This is a genomic window from Pseudomonas sp. Z1-12 (assembly GCF_051132015.1).
Lineage (GTDB): Bacteria > Pseudomonadota > Gammaproteobacteria > Pseudomonadales > Pseudomonadaceae > Aquipseudomonas > Aquipseudomonas zanjanensis.
Window position 1 is genome coordinate 6,238,189 of the sequence record NZ_CP071647.1, and the last position, 17,783, is coordinate 6,255,971.

Here is a 17,783-nt window from a genome sequence, read left to right on the forward strand (position 1 = left end):
CAAGCTCCCTCGCCACGGAGGGCAGTCAGCTAGCCCAACGCCGTCTTCTCCAGGTGCTCAAGAATGATCGGATACACATCCACCACCGCGTCCTTGCCGAACATGCAGTCGATATGACCGTAACCCTTCACTTCATGGCGGCTGAACAACTGCGGGCCGTGCATCTCGCACAACCGCTCGTAGGTCTTGAGGGTGCTTTGCGGCAGGTAGCACTGGTTGTCGGCGCCGCTGATGAAGCAGATCGGCAACTTCAACCGATCGAAATGCGGCATGTAGACGTCGTTGCCCTTGAAGTCCACCAGGTGCCCCTTGCGCACGATCAGCGCCAGGTGCTCGAAGGTCTGGATGTTCGACTCGCCGAACAGCTCATGCAGGTTGTCGTGCAGGGTTTCGTTGAGGGTGTCGTGGCGGTACAGCGAGGCATACATGAACGTAATGCGATGGCAGACCGGGTTGGTGCAATAGCCCTGGGCCTCGATCCGGGCATAGCCGTTAAGGGCCTTGTCGTAGAGTTTGTTGAACCAGCTTTCCTTGGTGTCGGCGTAGGCCGTCATGGACTTGATGCCGATGGCATCGAGCATTCCCGGCAAATGCAAACCGGCCTTCAGACCGGTGGCGGTGGCGACCACCGTGTCGGCGGCGATCTGCGAGCAGACCACCGAGCGCACCCCTTGCAGCCCCGCCAGCATCGACATGAAGAAGGTCGTCGCGCCGTAGCAATGCACCACGCATTGCACGTCACGGGCTAGCGTCGCTTGCTGGATCTGCTCGATGGCCGCCTTGAAATCGTACAGAGCCACCTGGTCGCCGTTCCATTCGTTCTTGCTGGCCGGCAGCAGGATGCTCACCCGTAGATCCAGCAGCCAGACGTCGTACTCGTGCTTGCACAGATACTCCAGCAGGTTGGTGTGGATGGTGTCGGTGGAAAAGATGTTCGAGCCCACCCCCAGGCCATGGACCAACATCACCGGGCCTTTTTTGCCGGCCTGATAGCGGGTCAGGCGCAGCTCGACGTTGTCTTCGGTCTGGAAGAAATGCACCACCGGCGCCGGTGCATCCAATGGCCGTTTCAACCGGGGCGGCGCGTCCGGGTTGAAGTAGACGTCGCCAGCGAAGACCCCACCGTAGCTCTCCCACAGGATCCCGGCGAAGAACTTGCCGAACCGCGCCAGTGCCTCCACGCGCTCACGTTCATTGCGGGCGTTGAGCACTTTCATGGTGGTCATCTGCTTGGCGAAGTCGGCCGGCAGGATGTGCATCACGCCGCAGCCGAGCACCACGCCGGTCTTGTCCGGTCCGCGATACAGCGTGACGTACAAGGTGCTGGTGTCAGGCCAGATGTTCAGCACGCCGTTGTCCTCGGGCACGGTCTTGAAGGCGCTGAAGTAATAGTCGCTGCCGTCTTCGGCGGTCAGCTTCATGTCGTAGTTCATGTGCCGCACGCCGACCTGTTCCTGGTACTGCTCGAACAGATTGAACACCCCGTTGCTGGCGACCAGTGGCTTGGGCGACAGCAGCGGCGCATCAAGGGTGCCCACCAGGGTCGCGGCGTGTTCCGGCTCCTTGATCAAGCGATTGAGGTCGGCGGCGGTAATCGTCAGGGTGAATTCGATGGGCGAGTTGTCGGCCTTGCCACGCTTGGCCGCCGCTTCGTACAAGCTCAGATCGGTGCCCTGGGGTTGGGTGAAGGCTGTGGAGAAGTAGCCCTTCATGGTTTCGGTGAACTGCACGCCGAGGGTCGGTGCCGCCACCGCTTTGCGCGGGGCCGAAGGCAGCGTGTAGTCGATGATCCAGCCACGGTCGGCCGCCAGCAGCCCCATGTTGCGTTCGCTCACCGCCGAGATCGTCAGAAGCGGATTGACCGCCAGGGAGGTGGGGATCACCGCGCCGTCGGTCACGTACAGGCCCGGGTAGACCTCGGTGCCGCTGGCGCCACTGAACACCTGCCCCTTGTGGTTGACCACGCCTTGCGTGGCGTCCTCGCCCATCACGCAACCGCCCAGGGGATGGACCGAGACGATGCTGTGCTTGAGCAGCTTGGTCCAGATCGGGTTCTCGACCCAGATTCCGCCCAGGGCCTTGGTGCTCTGGTGCAGGCGCTCGTTGCCGAGGGTGACGTTTTCCTGTTCGCCGACGCCAGGCCAGTCGATGCGCAACTGGTCCTTGTTGTCGAGCAACATGCGGCCCTTGGCGTTGTCATGGCTCATGATCAAGTAGGTCTGCATGTTGTGCAGCGCGCCGTAATACGGCCCGCGCAGAAAGCTCTCGGCCTCCCGGCCCTTGTACTTGAGGCTGGCGCCGAAACCGGTGTCGGTGGGCACGCCGATCATCTCGGCAAACGCCGCCATGCTCGGCACCATGGCCCGGCCGAGGGCACCGGGAATCGAACCTTCCTCGATGACCATGCGGCTGCGCCAGTCGCCTTCGGTGCGCATGTCGATGATCGAGGTGATGCACGGCCCCACCGGTTCCAGTTCCTTGGCCGAATGGGCGCCGAAGCCGATGCCGTTGATCACTTGGTCGCAGTTGTGGCCGAACCCGAGGATGTCGCCGTTGCCGCTCATGTGCTCGCCCAACTGGCTGGACATGGACAAGCCCTTGTCCCGCGAGCGCAGCATGATTTCGGTGGAGCCCAGAGTGCCGGCGGAGACCACGACGATATCGGCCCGCACGAACAACGTGGGCGCCGAGAACAGCTCGCGGCCGCTGTCCAGGTACTGGAAATGCACGATCCAGCCGTCACCGTCGCGCTCCAAGTACCGCACCTCGGCCTGGCAGAAAATCTCCGTGCCGTGGTTCCAGGCATCCGGCAGGTAGTTCATCAGCGTGGTGTTCTTGGCCTTGTTGTTACAGCCCGAGACGCAATCGCCACAGCCATTGCAGGGCAACTGTTCAACGCCGACGTGGTTGAGGTTGTTGGGCAGCTTGTCGAAGGTCACGTTGATGGGGGGTGTGTAGAAGTGCGCACCTTGCTTGAGGTAATCGGCTGATTTCTTGTGGGCGTCGAGCTTGGGCAGGTTCGGTGCCGACGCCGGGTAGGGATTGGGCTTGAGCATCTCCCGAGCCCGAGCGTAGCCGTCCTTGAGCAACGTGTCCTGGTGGTCCCGTACCGCCTGCGGCCAACGCGGGTCCTCGAACACACCAGGCTCGGGCTCCAATGCGACGTTGGCATTGATCAGCGACGTGCCGCCCAGCCCACAACCGACCACCACGTTCTGCTGGGCGTTGACGTGCAGGTCGAACAGGCCGGTGCGCGAGCCGATGTGACCGTCGGGGTCATGGACCTGCAGTTCCTCGGTAGCCGCGAGCAGGGTGTTGGGGTATTCGCCAGGCTGGATTTCCCGGCCACGCTCCAGCAGGCACACCTTGCGTCCGGCCCGGGACAGGCGCGAGGCAGCAATGCCGCCACCGTAGCCGGAACCGATGACGACCACGTCATAGTGCTCCTGGATATCACTGATGGGGGTTGAGATCCGTGTCATGTTCAAGTCCTCTCAGGCAGAAGGGGCAACTCTGCGGTTGCCTGCAAATCCACAGGCGCACGAACGCCTGGCCACTGTCCCGTGCAGGGTCCAGCGGCAGTCAACGGTGTTACAGGGGGAAAATCGGGTACTTGCTATAGACGCGCACGCTGATTGGTGGCGCGACGATGGATGCGCTTGTGCAACGAAGTGGGCGACGCCGGGACGCAGGTCTGTGGGGGACGCGGGTGTGAGCGGGGAACCTTGCTATCCATCATGTGTTCTCCCTGAACCTGATGTGGATAAAGTCGCGATGTCCTTGTGCCATGGAAGTGAAGACAGGTGACAAGCTTGCGTCAAGGCAGTTCCTTAGAACTGTATGAAATTTGACCTATAGCGATGTGCGCTATGCCAGCCGTGGCTTGCAGCGTTTGGCGAACAAGTTATCCACATGGCCACCCACAGCAAATGGGGACAAGTGGGATAGGTCGGGCATTTTTTCAGCCGCAAAATGAATAAAAACCGTGACTTATGGAAAACGACGGTTTGCCGACACTATCGGTTGTTTTTTGACCAATACTCTGTAAGCCCTGTAATACCTGGGCTGTAGAGGTGAGCGAACACCTTATCCACAGAAGCGCCAACAGGGTTTGGGGGTAAAGTTGACGATTCTGTGGAAAACCTTTTGGACGGCAGGTAAATCAAGGTTTTCCCGAGGTTTTCCTGATAAAAAAGCTCGTTTGATCACTTTATGATCAACTCACTGAACAGCCCGGCCCGTCTGGCTTGCAGCGTAGAGCGAACATCTTATCCACAGAAGCGCCAACAGAGATTGGGGGCAAGTTTCGGCCGGAAGGGATCGTTATTCACAAACAAAAGCCAATAAAAACCGTGGGTTAGGTTGGCTGTTTTTTGATCGCAGGCCTGGAGCGCCTGGTTTGCATGGGGTGCAGCGAGGGGCGAACAGGTTATCCACAGAGGCGCGCACAGGGATTGTGGGTAAACCCGTTAAATCCTGTGGGAGCGAGCTTGCTCGCGATGAGGCCCTACCAGTCGACACCGGTGTTGAATGTCACACCGCTTCGCGAGCAGGCTCGCTCCCACAGGAGGTTTCTGGTGAGGCCGCAATGGCGATCAAGGCCGATGCATCAGATACGCCTCGCCCGTCACCCGAATTAATGGATGCGGGGAAACCTGGCAGGTTTTGACGATGCCAAAGCCCTCGCGCTCATAGAAACGCCGGGCGCCGGTATTGGCGGCGTAGTCGATCAGGCTCAGGCCTTTGAGCGCCAGTAGGTCGGCACGCTGTTGCGCCAACTCGAGAAAGCGCACGCCGAGCCCCTTGTTACGCCAGCCTTCATGCAGGGCCAGGCTTGAAATATAGAGGGTGTCGGGCACTTCCATGTCGGCGTAGGGCGCCAGGACCGGATCCGTCACCGGCGCCGCCAGCGGATCCTCGCGCGTGACATAACAGTGCATCATGCCGATGACCCGGCCATCCGCCTGGGCGACCAAACAGTTCTGGTAGGAAAAATCGACATTCTTCCGGGCATAACGAGCGGCCCCTACTTCCAAGAGGTCCTGCCCTGGCTCCGCCAATTGGCTCCAGATGTAATCCGACGCACCCTCCGAAGAAATCCGGAACAGACGGGCGATTTCCCGTGCATCCGAGGGCAAGGCCGGACGAAATTCAACTTCCATTGCTGGGTTCCAATGCTTGGGCTTGATAAGAGCCTCAGGTGCTCCACCAATCCCCTGTGGGAGCGAGCTTGCTCGCGATGGCGTCAGCACAGTCAACCCTGTAGTGACTGATGGATGGCTATCGCGAGCAAGCTCGCTCCCACAGGGATTCAAGGTAAGTCCGGGCTCAGCGAACCACCCCTTCCTCCACCAACAACTTGAGAATCGCCTCGGCCCCCGCCTCCGGGCTCACGCCCTTGAGCACTTGTCCGCCTCCGCCGCTGGCCTTGGCCGTGGCGGCTTTCATGCGGTCGGCGCCGCTCTTGGCCTTGATCACTTTCAAGCGCTTGGGCCGTGGCTTGGCCGGTTGCAGGGTGGCTACCGCCAGCAAGGTGTCGTCGATCACTTCGACCTCCTCGGCATGCAACGCTCCACGCCTGGCCGGGCCGTAGGCGCTTTGCCGAGGTTTTGGCGCAGCGTTATCCACAGTGGCCAGGAACGGCAGGCGCACTTTGAGACGTCGCCGTTGGCCGCGAGGCAAGGCTTGCAGCACCAGGGCCGCGCCGTTTTCGATGGACTCGACCTGGGCCAGCCCCACCACCAGCGGCCAGCCGAGGTTTTCCGCCAGCAAAAACGGCAACATGCCCGAGCCCTCGCCGGTTTCCGCCTGGCTGCCGGTGAGCACCACTTGGGCGCCAGCGTCACGCAGGTAGTCGGTCAAGGCCGGCAGGGCGTCGGCCCCGTCGGGATTTTCCAGGACGTGGAGTTCATCCAGGCCCATGCCCAGGTAGGCGCGCAGGGCCGGTTCGGCCACGTCGCCGGCGTGCAGCACTTGCAAGTCGTTGCCGGCCAGTTGCAGGCCCAGCTCCACGGCCCGGGCGTCCTGTTCGGCCCGTCGAGGTCGGCCAGAGGTCGGGTGGGCGCCGATGGAGACGAGGCTGATCACTTGGGTACTCATGAACGTTTCCTTAGCTTAAGCCGCATCGCGCTTGGCTTCGTTGCGGTAAGCGTCTACCGCCGCGATCAAGGCCTGGAGAATCGCCGCGCTGTCACCAATCACCGACAGGTCTGCCCGTTTGATCATGTCGCAGCCCGGATCGAGGTTGATCGCCACCACCTTGTCGCAGGCGCCAATGCCTTGCAGGTGCTGGATCGCCCCGGAGATCCCCACGGCCACATAGACCCGCGCCGTGACCCAGGTGCCGGACGCACCGACCTGGCGATCGCGAGCCATGAAGCCATCGTCCACCGCCACCCGCGAAGCGCCTTCGGTGGCGCCCAGGGCGGCGGCGGCCTGGTGGAACAGTGCCCAGTCCTTGACCCCGTTGCCGCCGGAGAAAATGAATTCGGCCTCGGCCATCGGGATCGCACCCGGGTCCACGGCAACCGCGCCAAGGTCTTCGATGCGCGACAAGCTGCGGGCCACGCTTGTGGATAACTCCACCGGCAAGGCTTCGTGACGGGTTTCGCTGACCGGCTCGGCACATTCGGCCGCCGCCAGGATCAAGCGCGCCAATGGCCGTGGGAGGTCTTGCAGGCCGGCACCGGCGCGGCCGATGCACTCTTCGCCCTTGACCTGCCAGACCCGCGTGGCCGGACGCTCGCCCAGGGCTGCGGCAAAGCGCCGGCCCAATTCACCACCGCCGCTGCGACTGTCAGGCAGCAGCCAATGGCGTGGGTTGAACTGGTTATCCACAGCCCGCAGGCCCTGAACGCGTTGTTCCGGTGCATAACCGCTGAACTCTTCGCCATCGAGCACCAGCAAGCGGTCGACACCCGCCGTGGCGAAAGTGCTTTCCTTGTGCTCGCCGAAGACCACCGCCAACACCGCGCCGTCGCTGCCGGCCAACTGATGGGCCAGTCCCAGCAGATCGCGGTCATGACTGCTGAGGCGGCCACCGACCATGTCCGGGACGACACAGATGTGGAACGCCGGTTGCGGCACCTGATGCAGCGGCAATTGCACTTCAACGGCAGCGGTGCGTTTGCTCGCCCCACCTTGCTGGGCACCGCTGCGATCAATCCGTTTGATCCCATTGGGGCCGATGAAACCGACGCCATGGACGTTCTTGCGAATGACGCCGTTGGGCCCCATCCAGCTGTGCTGCACCGGTTGCATGGCCGCGTGCAGTGGGTGCAGGCGGTTGCGGGCGATCCACTCGGCGCGAGGGTCGCGGCGGATAATGTCACTCATTAATGCACCTCCGCGGGTTCACGTTTGGCCGGGGCCACGGGCTTGCTCGGGGCCGCGTCTTCCAGCAGCGCATCGGCCACCAGTTCGGCAATGTCCTTGATCATCGGCCGTGGTTCGACCACGCCTTCGAGCATCGCGGTGCACTGTGGACAACCCACGGCCACCAACTCGGCACCGGTTTCGCGGATGTCGTCCATGCGCATGTCCGGGATGCGCTGCTTGCCCGGGATGTCGGTGATCGGCGCGCCGCCGCCACCGCCACAGCAACGGGAACGGAAACCGGAACGCTGCATCTCCTTGACCTCGATACCCAGCGCTCGCAGCACTTGGCGCGGCGCCTCGTATTCGCCGTTGTAGCGGCCCAGGTAGCACGGGTCGTGATAAGTCACGCTGTCGCCCTTGTGCTGGCCAAGATTCAGGGCGCCGGCGTCGATGATTTCCGCCATATAGGTGCTGTGGTGCTGCACCAGGTAGTTACCGTCGAAGGCGCCGTATTCGTTTTTCAGCACATGGAAGCTGTGGGGGTCGCAGGTGACGATGCGGTTGAAGCTGTATTTGGCCAGGGTCTGGATGTTGCGCTTGGCCAACAGCTGGAACGTCGCCTCATCACCCAGGCGCCGGGCCACGTCGCCGCTGTCGCGTTCTTCGAGGCCGAGCACGGCGAAGTCGATCTTCGCCGCCTTGAGCACTTTGACGAAGGCGCGCAGGGTCCGCTGGTTGCGCATGTCGAAGGCACCGTCGCCGACCCAGAACAGCACGTCGGTGGCTTTCTTCTCGCTGAGCAGGTTCAGGTTCAGGTCCGCCGCCCAGTTCATCCGCCCGCCCGGGGCAAAGCCGCCAGGGTTGTCGGTGGCGATGAGGTTTTCCAGCACCTCGGCGCCCTTGTTCGGCGTGGCGCCTTTTTCCAGGGTCAGGTGGCGGCGCATGTCGACGATGGCATCGACGTGCTCGATCATCATCGGGCACTCCTCGACGCAGGCTCGGCAGGTGGTGCAGGACCACAGGGTCTCGGCATCCACCAGGCCGTTGACGATGGGCTGGTGCGGGTTGCCGCTGTGCTCACCGACAGGTTTACCTGGGTAAGGGCTGCCGGCGAATTTCGCATCGGTGCCGCCGGCCAGGCCGACGACCATGTCCTGGATGAGTTTTTTCGGGTTCAACGGCTGGCCGGCGGCGAACGCCGGGCAGGCCGCTTCGCACTTGCCGCACTGCACGCAGGCATCGAAGCCGAGCAGTTGGTTCCAAGTGAAATCCTTGGGTTTTTCCACACCCAGCGGGGCGGTCGGATCATTCAGGTCCAGCGGCTTCAGACCGGTGGAACGACCGCCACCAAAGCGCTCCGCGCGGCGGTGCCAGGCCAGGTGCAGGGCACCGGCGAAGGCGTGCTTCATCGGCCCGCCCCAGGTCATGCCGAAGAACAATTCCGACACGCCCCACAACACGCCGACGCCCAGGATCGCCGCCACCAGCCAACCACCGAAGTTTTCCGGCAGGATGCCGGCCACCGGCAAGGTCACCAGGAAGAACGACGCCGAGAAGGCCAGCAGGCTTTTCGGCAGGCGCATCCACGGGCCTTTCGACAAACGCGCTGGCGGGTTGCGCCGACGCAGGTACATGAAGATCGCGCCAACGAACATCACCGCCGACATCAGCAGCAACGCATAGCCGAGGAAGCGGTTATGCAGGCCAAAACCGTGGACCAGGATCGCCAACACAATCGACGCCACCGCACCACCGGCCGTGGCGACGTGGGTGTTGGCAATGTATTTGTCCCGCGCCACCACATGGTGCAAATCCACCATGTAGCGCTTGGGCATGGCAAAGAGGCCACCGATCAGGTCGACCTTGGCCGGTCGTCCCCGGCGCCACATGTTCACCCGCCGCAAGGCGCCAAGGACCGCGAGGCCGATGGCTGCGAACAGCAGGATTGGAAGAAGGGTGTTCAACATAGGTGTTGCTCCCAAAGACCTCAGGGTCTTGCAGGTCGAGATGCCTTACTCGGTGCCTGTGGGAGCGAGCTTGCTCGCGATTGCATTCTGTCAGTCACATTTGCAGTGACTGACCCACCGCTTTCGCGAGCAAGCTCGCTCCCACAGGATCATGTGCAAGCCGTTAGAAATCCTTGCACAACCGCAGGGCGTCATAGATGGCCGCGTGGGTATTACGCTGGGCCACGCAGTCGCCGATGCGGAACAGCAGGTAGCCATCGCCGCTCTGTTCGAGGCACGGCTGGGGCTTGATCGCGAACAGGGCTTCGACGTCGATCTGGCCCTTGTTGCGCGAACCTTCCTTGAGCGCGTAGTAGATTTCTTCGTCCGGCCGCACGCCGTTCTCCACCACCACCTGGTCCACCACGCGTTCTTCCTTGGCGCCGGTGTATTCGTTCTCCAGTACCGCCACCAGCTTGTCGCCTTCGCGGTAGACCTTCTCCAGCATCATGTCCCCGGTCATGATCACTTCCTTGGGGTACATGCTGCGGTAGTAGGTGGGGAACGACGTCCCGCCAATGGCCACGCCCGGCTTGATGTCGTCGGTGACGATCTCGACCTGGCTGCCCTTGTCGGCGAGGAAGTCGGCCACCGACATGCCGGTGAACTCGCAGATGGTGTCGTAGACCAGCACGTTCTTGCCCGGCGCGACCTTGCCGTCGAGCACGTCCCAGCTGCTAACCACCAGCCCTTCGGCGGCGCCCCAGTGTTCGTTCTGCTCCACGTTCGGATGCCCGCCGACGGCCAGCACCACCACGTCCGGACGCAGGTCCATGATGGTCGCCGCATCAGCCGCCACGCCCAGGCGCAGGTCGACTTTCAACCGCGCCAGCTCCAATTGGAACCAACGGGTAATACCGGCGATCTGGTCCCGTTGCGGGGCCTTCGAGGCGGTGGTGATCTGCCCGCCGATGAATTCCTTCTTCTCGAACAGGGTCACATCGTGCCCACGTTCGGCGGCCACGCGCGCGGCTTCCATCCCGGCCGGGCCGGCACCGACCACCACGACTTTGCGCTTGGGCCCGGTGGACTTCTCGATGATGTGCGGCACGCCCATGTATTCACGGGACGTCGCGGCATTCTGGATGCACAGCACGTCCAGGCCTTGGTACTGGCGGTCGATGCAGTAGTTGGCGCCGACGCACTGCTTGATCTGGTCGATCTGGCCCATCTTGATCTTGGCAATCAGGTGCGGGTCGGCGATGTGGGCACGGGTCATCCCGACCATGTCGACGTAACCGCCCTCCAGGATCCGCGTGGCCTGGTTCGGGTCCTTGATGTTCTGCGCATGCAGCACCGGGACCTTGACCACTTCCTTGATACCGGCGGCCAAGTGCAGGAACGGCTCCGGTGGATAACTCATGTTCGGGATGACGTTGGCCAGGGTGTTGTGAGTGTCACAACCCGAGCCCACCACGCCGATGAAATCCAGCATGCCGGTGTCGTCGTAGTACTTGGCGATCTGCTTCATGTCCTCGTGGGACAAACCGTCCGGGTGGAACTCGTCACCGCACAGGCGCATGCCCACGCAGAAATCGTCGCCCACTTCAGCGCGCACGGCCTTCAACACTTCCAGGCCGAACTTCATGCGGCCTTCAAAGCTGCCGCCCCATTCGTCGGTACGCTTGTTGACCCGCGGGCTCCAGAACTGGTCGATCATGTGCTGGTGCACCGCCGACAGCTCGACGCCGTCCAGGCCACCGGCCTTGGCCCGGCGCGCGGCCTGGGCGTAGTTGCCGATCACCCGCCAGATTTCTTCCGGCTCGATGGTCTTGCAGGTGGCACGGTGCACCGGCTCGCGCACGCCGGACGGCGACATCAGGGTCGGCCAGTTGAAGCCGTCCCAGCGCGAGCGACGGCCCATGTGGGTAATCTGGATCATGATCTTGGCGCCATGCTTGTGCATGGCGTCGGCCAGGTTCTGGAAGTGCGGGATGATGCGGTCGGTGGACAGGTTCACCGAGCTCCACCATTCCTGGGGGCTGTCGATGGCAACCACCGACGAGCCACCGCAGATCGCCAGGCCGATGCCGCCCTTGGCCTTCTCTTCGTAATACTTCACGTACCGGTCGGTGGTCATGCCGCCGTCGGTGGCGTAGACCTCGGCGTGCGCGGTGCTGAGCACGCGGTTGCGGATGGTCAGCTTGCCGATCTGGATCGGCTGGAACATTGCTTCAAAAGCCATGGCGCGATCCTCGACTTACAACGGCTTGACGATGAACAGGCCGTCGTCGTGGCCTTCTTCGGAACCGCCGTAGACCTGCTCGGCCACGGTGCGGATCTGGCTGCCGCGCGCGGCGAGGATCTGGTCCATGGCGCCGGCGAACCAGCCGGTGAACATGTAGTCGACCTTGCGCCCGACCTTGCCGTACACATAGACGAACGCCGAGTGCTCGAGCTTCACGCTGGCGGTGCCTTTGTCCAGGTCGATGTCCTGGATCTTGAACAGGCCCCAGCCACGCTGGGACAGGCGCTTCATGTAGTGCTCGAACACCGCGACGCCTTCCAGGCCGTGGCATTCGGCTTCTTTTTCACACCAGTGCCAGGCGGATTTGTAGCCGGCCTTGTAGAGAATCTCGGCATAGGCGTCGGCGCCCAGCACTTCCTCGATGCCCATGTGGTTGTTGACGAAGAAGTGACGCGGCACGTACAGCATCGGCAGGGCGTCGGACGTCCAGACACCGGTTTCGCTGTCGACTTCGATAGGCAGTTGCGGGGCGATCTTGGCCATGAAAACTTGACTCCGGAAATTCGTGATGTGCCTGCGGCGCGAGTGGCCGCAGGTAAAGGATTCAGTGATGCAGCGGGGCCTACTCGCCCCAGACGTCCTTGAGAACGTTCACCCAGTTTTCCCCCATGATCTTGCGCACCACCCGCTCCGGGTGACCGCGCTTGAGCAGCGTCTCGGTGAGGTTCGGGAACTCGCCCACGGTGCGGATGCCCAGGGGGTTGATGATCTTGCCGAAGCTGGTCAGACGACGGGCATAGCCTTTGTCGTGGGTCAGCATTTCGAAGAAATCCTGGCCATGGCCCTGAGTGAAGTCGGTGCCGATGCCGATGGCGTCCTCACCGACAATGTTCATGGTGTATTCGATGGCTTCGGCATAGTCGTCGATGGTCGAATCGATGCCCTTGGCCAGGAACGGCGCGAACATGGTCACGCCGACGAAACCACCGTGGTCGGCAATGAACTTCAGCTCTTCATCGGATTTGTTGCGCGGGTGTTCTTTGAGGCCGGACGGCAGACAGTGGGAGTAGCAGACCGGCTTTTTCGATTCGAGGATGACTTCTTCGGAAGTCTTGGAACCGACGTGGGACAGGTCGCACATGATGCCGACGCGGTTCATCTCGGCGACGATCTCGCGACCGAAGCCCGACAGGCCGCCGTCGCGCTCGTAGCAACCGGTGCCCACCAGGTTCTGGGTGTTGTAGCACATCTGCACCACACCGACGCCGAGCTGCTTGAAGATCTCGACGTAGCCGAGCTGGTCTTCGAAGGCATGGGCGTTCTGGAAGCCGAAGATGATGCCGGTCTTGCCCTGTTCCTTGGCGCGACGGATGTCGGCGGTGGTTTTCACCGGGATCACCAGGTCGCTGTTCTCGCGGATCAGTTTCTGGCTGGCGACGATGTTGTTGATGGTGGCCTGGAAACCTTCCCACACCGACACGGTGCAGTTGGCTGCGGTCAGGCCGCCCTTGCGCATGTCTTCGAACAGGTCGCGGTTCCACTTGGCAATGATCAGCCCGTCGATAACGATGCTGTCGGCGTGCAATTCGGCTGGGCTCATCAGGCAGTCCCCTTGTTAGCGATTCATGCGCCGAATCGTGTGCCGGCGCTTTGGGGCCAGCATATGCCTGAGGGCCGTCGCGACCCGGTGCAAAAACGACAGGGGAATTGCCGAAAGCGTCAATCCACGACAATGGGTTACAACGGGCCCACCCTGCCCGTCTGTTCTTTACCCGACGCTTGCGCCAGAATCCGCCGCATCACTGGTTTTCACTGGACTTGAGCGGCAACGCGATGAAATCACTCTTCCTGGCATTGGCACTGATCAGCACCCTGGCACACGCAACCGAAGACACCGAGCCCAATCCCTGCGACGAAGTTGAAAACGACGTCCAGACCCTGGCCTGCTCGGCCTATGGCAAAACCGCCGCCGAACAATTACTGGGCGAAAACCTGCAGAGCCTCTTGGAGCGCCTGCAAACCCGCTACGCCAGCGACAAGGCCCAGCTCAACGACATCACCGCCAAGGTCAAGACCGCCCAGCAACTGTGGCAAAAACAGCGCGACGCCGACTGCGCCATCGCCGCCTTCCCGGCCAAACCCGGCAGCGACGCCTACAAAATCGCCGAAAACGACTGCATGGCCCAAGTGAGCGACGATCGGTCGGAGTTTTTGGAGTCGATTGGGCAGGAGTAACTCTTCTATGAATAACAACTTGATTCCCCATGAAGTCGTCAGCCATATCGTTGACGGCGCAACCACTGTCCGTGCCTGGCGTGAACACCTGAACCTGACTCAGGATGAAGTCGCCAAGCGCCTGGGTATTTCCCAACCGGCGTTTGCCCAGCAAGAGTCTGTGGCCAAACCTCGCCGGGCCACTCGTGAAAAGATTGCTATTGCCTTTGGCATTCACGCTGACCAACTGGAACTATAAGTCCCGAGAGAACACGCTCTCCAAGGATGAATCAGCCAGCGCCGTCTACACTGGCTGCATACCCGTCCGAGCCGGGCCGTACAGACGAGTCACACACGACGATCAGAGGATTTTCGTATGCACTCTCTTACCGCCTTGCCCATTTATGGGTTAGCCATCTTTATCGCCATCGTGCTGGGCATCGAAGCCGGTCGTCGGGTCGGCAACCGTCACCTGGCCCAGGACCCGGACGGCGCTCGCCAGGGCATCGGGGCCATCGAAGGCGCGGTGTTTGGCCTGCTGGCGCTGCTGATTGCCTTTACCTTCTCCGGCGCGGCTTCGCGCCTGGATCAGCGCCGTGCATTGATCGTCGCCGAAACCAACGCCATGGGCACCGCCTGGTTGCGCCTGGACCTTCTGCCCACCAATGAACAACCGGAGATCCGCCAGGCATTCCGGGACTATGTCGATGCGCGCATCGAGTACTACCGCGACTTGCGCGAGGATGAAGTCGACGAAGCGGCCCATGACCGAGCCAATGACTTGCAGCAAACCATCTGGAAACGTACCGTCGCCGCGCTGCAACAGATGCCCACACCGACCCTGGGCACACCCGTGCTGCAAGCACAAAACGAAATGATCGACCTCACCACGACGCGCGCCGTGGCTCACGAAACCCATCCGCCCCTGACCATTTACCTGATGCTGGTGACCATGACCCTGATCAGCGCCCTGCTGATTGGCTACGGCATGGCCGGCACCCGGCAGCGCAACTGGCTGCACAGCCTCGGCTACGCGGCGGTGATGGTCTGCGTTTTGTACGTGATCCTGGATTTCGAATACCCGCGCTTTGGCGTGATCCGGGTCGATTATTTCGACAAAATCATGCTGGACCTGCGGGCGAGCATGGATTGAGCAAGGCGGATAGACTGGCGCTCCAGACCTCCGGAATCCAAGGCCACCCATGATCATCTGCGGCATCGAAATCAAAGGCAGCGAAGCGATCATCGCCGTTGCCTCGCTGGACCAGCAAGCGTTGAGCCACGTTGCGCTGAGCACTAAGAAAATCGCCCTGGACGACGATGACGACGCCGCCAACGTCAAGGCATTCGCCGCCCAGGTGCGGACGTTCGTGACGGACAACGGCATCGAACGCATCGCCATCAAGAAGCGCAGCAAGAAAGGCGAGTTCGCCGGTGGCCCGACCACGTTCAAGATCGAAGGGGTTTTCCAATTGCTGGAAGGTTGTGAGGTAACGCTGCTGTCGCCGCAGACCATCAACGCACAGAGCAAGAAATATGACTTCGCCCTGCCGGCGACGCTGAACAAGTATCAGCATGAGGCATACAAGGCGGCGTGTTCGGCGTTGATGAAGAAATAGACCTGCTGACACCGCCCTGTGGCGAGGGAGCTTGCTCCCGCTCGGCTGCGCAGCAGTCGTAAACCGGTTTGCAGGGTTCACCTGTTGCACCGCGGTGTCTGGTTCTGGGGCGGCTGCGCCCGAAGCGTCGGACCGACCCAGCAGGAGCAAGCTCCCTCGCCACGGGAAATTGTCCAAGTTTCAACGCTGCTGGCGATACCCCTTCAACCACTCCGCAAACGCCTTGTCCTCCAACGCATAACCACCGCGGTTGGATTTCCACACCAATTCCTTTTCACGCAACGCATCGATACACGATTGGATGGTTTGGGTTCCGGGCACGACTTCGCTTCCCATGCTCTTCAATGCCTTGCTCACCGCCTCCAATGTTGAATCGGTGAAGGGCGCGAAGGGCTCGTTGTTCTGCGAGCGCTCGGCCATGACTTGCAGCACGGCCCGTTGCGGCACCGTCAGGGCGTTCCAGGCGCTCTCGAATTCGGTCCAGACGCCGGCGCGCAGCATTTCGGCGCTGTTGCGCAGCAACTCCCCCAAATGGCTCGCCTCACCCAGTTCCAGGGCAATTTCGCCGATGACGCTGCGCAACATCTCCGGACGGCGCCCTACCAACTCAAACGCCTGGTCCAGGTCATCGGCGTTGAACTGATTGGTCTGGGCCAAGTGTGCGTTCAAATGGGCGGTGTAGGCCTGGGTGAAGGCTTTGCCCAGCAAAGGGAACGGCGTGATGCTGGACCCGTAGAACGGCTGGTTGCGACTCAGCACCAAGTGGGCGAGCTTGTCGCGATTGGAACCGGTGAACACCAGCCGCAGGCCACTGGTATCGCCCTCGCGCCCCTGGTTGAGCTGGTCACGTGCCGCCTTGAGGCCGAACATCGCGTTGACCCCGGCTTCAGTGGTCAAGGCATGCTGGGCTTCATCGATTACCAGCACCACGGTTTTATCCGCGGCACGGTGCAACAGCTCCAGTGCCTGGGTCAACGTCGCCCCTTCGGGCAGTTGCGGCTGGCTGAAATCCCAGGACAACGTGCGCAAGAAGCTGAGTTTGTCGATGCCCATGGATTTGGCGAGCTTGCGAATGCCCTTCTCATAAGGCACCAGTGCCCCGGCGATGGCCGAAGCGATCAGGTCGGCAGGGTCCTTCTCCTTGTTGGCCCAAAGGTCGACGTAGACCGCGAGCCAACCTCGCGACTCGCATTCGGGAATCAAGTCCTCGCGCAGGAACGTACTTTTTCCGGTACGCCTTGGCGCGGCCAGGAACAGGCCTGAGGTGTAATCCTGGATCCCGGCGCCGGCCAGCCCATCGACAATATTGCGGGCCAGATCGGGACGCCGGAAGACAAAACCGGGGTGCTTGGACATGGTTTTATACTCAATTATGGCGACAGGTATAATTTATAGTCGCGAGTATAATTGAGTATAAAAGCCTGTCAAACCAGCTCCCGACCATCCCCTTGTCGCCGCCGATCCTCACGCGGGCAGCGCGCGAACCGGGTCCGATAGCTGCGGGTGAAATACGACGGCGACTCAAACCCGCAGGCGATGCTCACTTCCAGCACGCTCATGTCGGTCTGGCGCAGCAACTGCTGGGCCTTTTCCAGGCGCAGGCGCAGGTAGAAATTGCTTGGTGTGTCGTTCAGGTGCAGGCGGAACAGCCTTTCGAGCTGGCGACGAGTGACGTTGATCGACTCGGCCAGGGCCAAAGTACTCAGTGGTGGTTCACTGTGGGTTTCCATCTCGCCGATGACGTGCGCCAGCTTCTTGTTGCGAATGCCGTAGCGGTTGGCGATTTCCATGCGCTGGTGATCTTTGCGCGGACGGATGCGGCCGAGCACGAATTGCTCGCTGACCTGGATCGCCAGTTCCGAACCGTGGGCCTGGCCGATCAGGTCGAGCATCAGGTCGATGGACGCGGTGCCGCCCGCACACGTGATACGGCGACGGTCGATTTCGAACAGCTCCTGGGTCACGCCAAGCTGTGGATAAGACTCCTTGAATGCCTCGATGGCTTCCCAGTGCAACGTCACCCGGTGCCCTTCCAGCAGCCCCGCCTCGGCCAGGACCACGCTGCCGGTGTCGATGCCGCCCAGGATCACGCCTTCGTTGTCCAGCCGATGCAGCCAGCGTTCCAGTGCCGGGGTGACGAACTTCAGCGGCTCGAACCCCGCCACCACCCAGAGGGTCGCGCCTTTCTTCAAGGGCTCCAGCGCGGCATCGGCGTTGACCGACATGCCATTGCTCGCCAGCACCGCCCCGCCGTCGATGCTCAACACATGCCAGCGGTACAACTCGCCGCGAAAACGATTGGCGACCCGCAACGGCTCGATGGCCGAGATGAAGCCGATGGCCGAGAAACCCGGCATCAACAAGAAGTAGAAATCCTGGGACATGGAGCGCACTCGGTTGACGGGCAGCGTGCGGACCTTGATACGCCAGTTGCAACAA

At 61.9% G+C, this 17,783-nt stretch carries 13 protein-coding genes and 1 pseudogene; 4 read left to right on the forward strand and 10 right to left on the reverse strand.

Annotated elements, in window-relative coordinates:
* Positions 1-29 precede the first annotated feature (29 nt).
* The 8 genes from J3P85_RS27325 to J3P85_RS27360 all read right to left on the reverse strand — a co-directional run bounded on the left by J3P85_RS27325 (position 30) and on the right by J3P85_RS27360 (position 13,111).
* Positions 30-3,482 (reverse strand): GMC oxidoreductase, encoded by a 3,453-nt coding sequence (locus tag J3P85_RS27325; protein ID WP_434704156.1) that lies wholly within the window; start codon positions 3,480-3,482, stop codon positions 30-32.
* A 1,113-nt stretch (positions 3,483-4,595) separates the two neighbouring features.
* Positions 4,596-5,162: a GNAT family N-acetyltransferase gene (locus J3P85_RS27330; RefSeq protein WP_434704157.1), complete on the reverse strand. Its 567-nt coding sequence runs from the start codon at positions 5,160-5,162 to the stop codon at positions 4,596-4,598.
* A gap of 166 nt (positions 5,163-5,328) precedes the next feature.
* Positions 5,329-6,099 carry an electron transfer flavoprotein subunit beta gene (locus J3P85_RS27335; RefSeq protein WP_250962167.1) on the reverse strand — a complete coding sequence of 257 codons (771 nt, stop codon included), beginning with the start codon at positions 6,097-6,099 and terminating at the stop codon, positions 5,329-5,331.
* Between the two features lie 15 nt (positions 6,100-6,114).
* Positions 6,115-7,335 carry an electron transfer flavoprotein subunit alpha/FixB family protein gene (locus tag J3P85_RS27340; RefSeq protein ID WP_434704158.1) on the reverse strand — a complete coding sequence of 407 codons (1,221 nt, stop codon included), beginning with the start codon at positions 7,333-7,335 and terminating at the stop codon, positions 6,115-6,117.
* Positions 7,335-9,284: a dimethylglycine demethylation protein DgcB gene (gene dgcB / locus J3P85_RS27345; RefSeq protein ID WP_434704159.1), complete on the reverse strand. Its 1,950-nt coding sequence runs from the start codon at positions 9,282-9,284 to the stop codon at positions 7,335-7,337. The genes J3P85_RS27340 and dgcB overlap by 1 nt, the downstream gene beginning before the upstream one ends.
* Before the next feature lie 163 nt (positions 9,285-9,447).
* Positions 9,448-11,508 carry a dimethylglycine demethylation protein DgcA gene (gene dgcA / locus J3P85_RS27350; RefSeq protein ID WP_072405833.1) on the reverse strand — a complete coding sequence of 687 codons (2,061 nt, stop codon included), beginning with the start codon at positions 11,506-11,508 and terminating at the stop codon, positions 9,448-9,450.
* Positions 11,509-11,523: 15 nt separating this feature from the next.
* Positions 11,524-12,054 (reverse strand): DUF5943 domain-containing protein, encoded by a 531-nt coding sequence (locus J3P85_RS27355; protein WP_018612374.1) that lies wholly within the window; start codon positions 12,052-12,054, stop codon positions 11,524-11,526.
* 79 nt (positions 12,055-12,133) lie between these two features.
* A complete protein-coding gene (locus tag J3P85_RS27360) occupies positions 12,134-13,111 on the reverse strand; it encodes a dipeptidase (protein WP_030139307.1) in 978 nt (325 codons plus the stop codon).
* Between the two features lie 233 nt (positions 13,112-13,344).
* Here J3P85_RS27360 and J3P85_RS27365 point away from each other — a divergent pair, with 233 nt between their 5' ends.
* The 4 genes and pseudogenes from J3P85_RS27365 to J3P85_RS27380 all read left to right on the forward strand — a co-directional run bounded on the left by J3P85_RS27365 (position 13,345) and on the right by J3P85_RS27380 (position 15,344).
* Positions 13,345-13,746 (forward strand): lysozyme inhibitor LprI family protein, encoded by a 402-nt coding sequence (locus J3P85_RS27365; protein WP_186729243.1) that lies wholly within the window; start codon positions 13,345-13,347, stop codon positions 13,744-13,746.
* 16 nt (positions 13,747-13,762) lie between these two features.
* Positions 13,763-13,984 (forward strand): annotated as a pseudogene (locus J3P85_RS27370) (helix-turn-helix domain-containing protein); the annotation flags it as partial.
* A gap of 117 nt (positions 13,985-14,101) precedes the next feature.
* The gene (locus J3P85_RS27375) at positions 14,102-14,878 is read left to right on the forward strand and encodes a DUF4239 domain-containing protein (RefSeq protein WP_434704160.1); all 777 of its coding nucleotides are present in this window, start codon (positions 14,102-14,104) and stop codon (positions 14,876-14,878) included.
* A 49-nt stretch (positions 14,879-14,927) separates the two neighbouring features.
* Positions 14,928-15,344: a DUF3010 family protein gene (locus J3P85_RS27380; protein ID WP_434704161.1), complete on the forward strand. Its 417-nt coding sequence runs from the start codon at positions 14,928-14,930 to the stop codon at positions 15,342-15,344.
* 180 nt (positions 15,345-15,524) lie between these two features.
* On the opposite strand, the gene J3P85_RS27385 is transcribed toward J3P85_RS27380, so the two are convergent.
* A complete protein-coding gene (locus J3P85_RS27385; RefSeq protein ID WP_434704162.1) occupies positions 15,525-16,700 on the reverse strand; it encodes a hypothetical protein in 1,176 nt (391 codons plus the stop codon).
* 68 nt (positions 16,701-16,768) lie between these two features.
* Positions 16,769-17,728 carry a GlxA family transcriptional regulator gene (locus J3P85_RS27390; protein ID WP_434704163.1) on the reverse strand — a complete coding sequence of 320 codons (960 nt, stop codon included), beginning with the start codon at positions 17,726-17,728 and terminating at the stop codon, positions 16,769-16,771.
* Positions 17,729-17,783 lie beyond the last annotated feature (55 nt).

Excerpts from the sequence above, each read along its gene's own strand:
- J3P85_RS27325 (WP_434704156.1), bottom strand. The coding sequence starts at position 3,482 with ATGACACGGATCTCAACCCCCATCAGTGATATCCAGGAGCACTATGAC.
- J3P85_RS27330 (WP_434704157.1), bottom strand. The coding sequence starts at position 5,162 with ATGGAAGTTGAATTTCGTCCGGCCTTGCCCTCGGATGCACGGGAAATC.
- J3P85_RS27335 (WP_250962167.1), bottom strand. The coding sequence starts at position 6,099 with ATGAGTACCCAAGTGATCAGCCTCGTCTCCATCGGCGCCCACCCGACC.
- J3P85_RS27340 (WP_434704158.1), bottom strand. The coding sequence starts at position 7,335 with ATGAGTGACATTATCCGCCGCGACCCTCGCGCCGAGTGGATCGCCCGC.
- dgcB (WP_434704159.1), bottom strand. The coding sequence starts at position 9,284 with ATGTTGAACACCCTTCTTCCAATCCTGCTGTTCGCAGCCATCGGCCTC.
- dgcA (WP_072405833.1), bottom strand. The coding sequence starts at position 11,508 with ATGGCTTTTGAAGCAATGTTCCAGCCGATCCAGATCGGCAAGCTGACC.
- J3P85_RS27355 (WP_018612374.1), bottom strand. The coding sequence starts at position 12,054 with ATGGCCAAGATCGCCCCGCAACTGCCTATCGAAGTCGACAGCGAAACC.
- J3P85_RS27360 (WP_030139307.1), bottom strand. The coding sequence starts at position 13,111 with ATGAGCCCAGCCGAATTGCACGCCGACAGCATCGTTATCGACGGGCTG.
- J3P85_RS27365 (WP_186729243.1), top strand. The coding sequence starts at position 13,345 with ATGAAATCACTCTTCCTGGCATTGGCACTGATCAGCACCCTGGCACAC.
- J3P85_RS27375 (WP_434704160.1), top strand. The coding sequence starts at position 14,102 with ATGCACTCTCTTACCGCCTTGCCCATTTATGGGTTAGCCATCTTTATC.
- J3P85_RS27380 (WP_434704161.1), top strand. The coding sequence starts at position 14,928 with ATGATCATCTGCGGCATCGAAATCAAAGGCAGCGAAGCGATCATCGCC.
- J3P85_RS27385 (WP_434704162.1), bottom strand. The coding sequence starts at position 16,700 with ATGTCCAAGCACCCCGGTTTTGTCTTCCGGCGTCCCGATCTGGCCCGC.
- J3P85_RS27390 (WP_434704163.1), bottom strand. The coding sequence starts at position 17,728 with ATGTCCCAGGATTTCTACTTCTTGTTGATGCCGGGTTTCTCGGCCATC.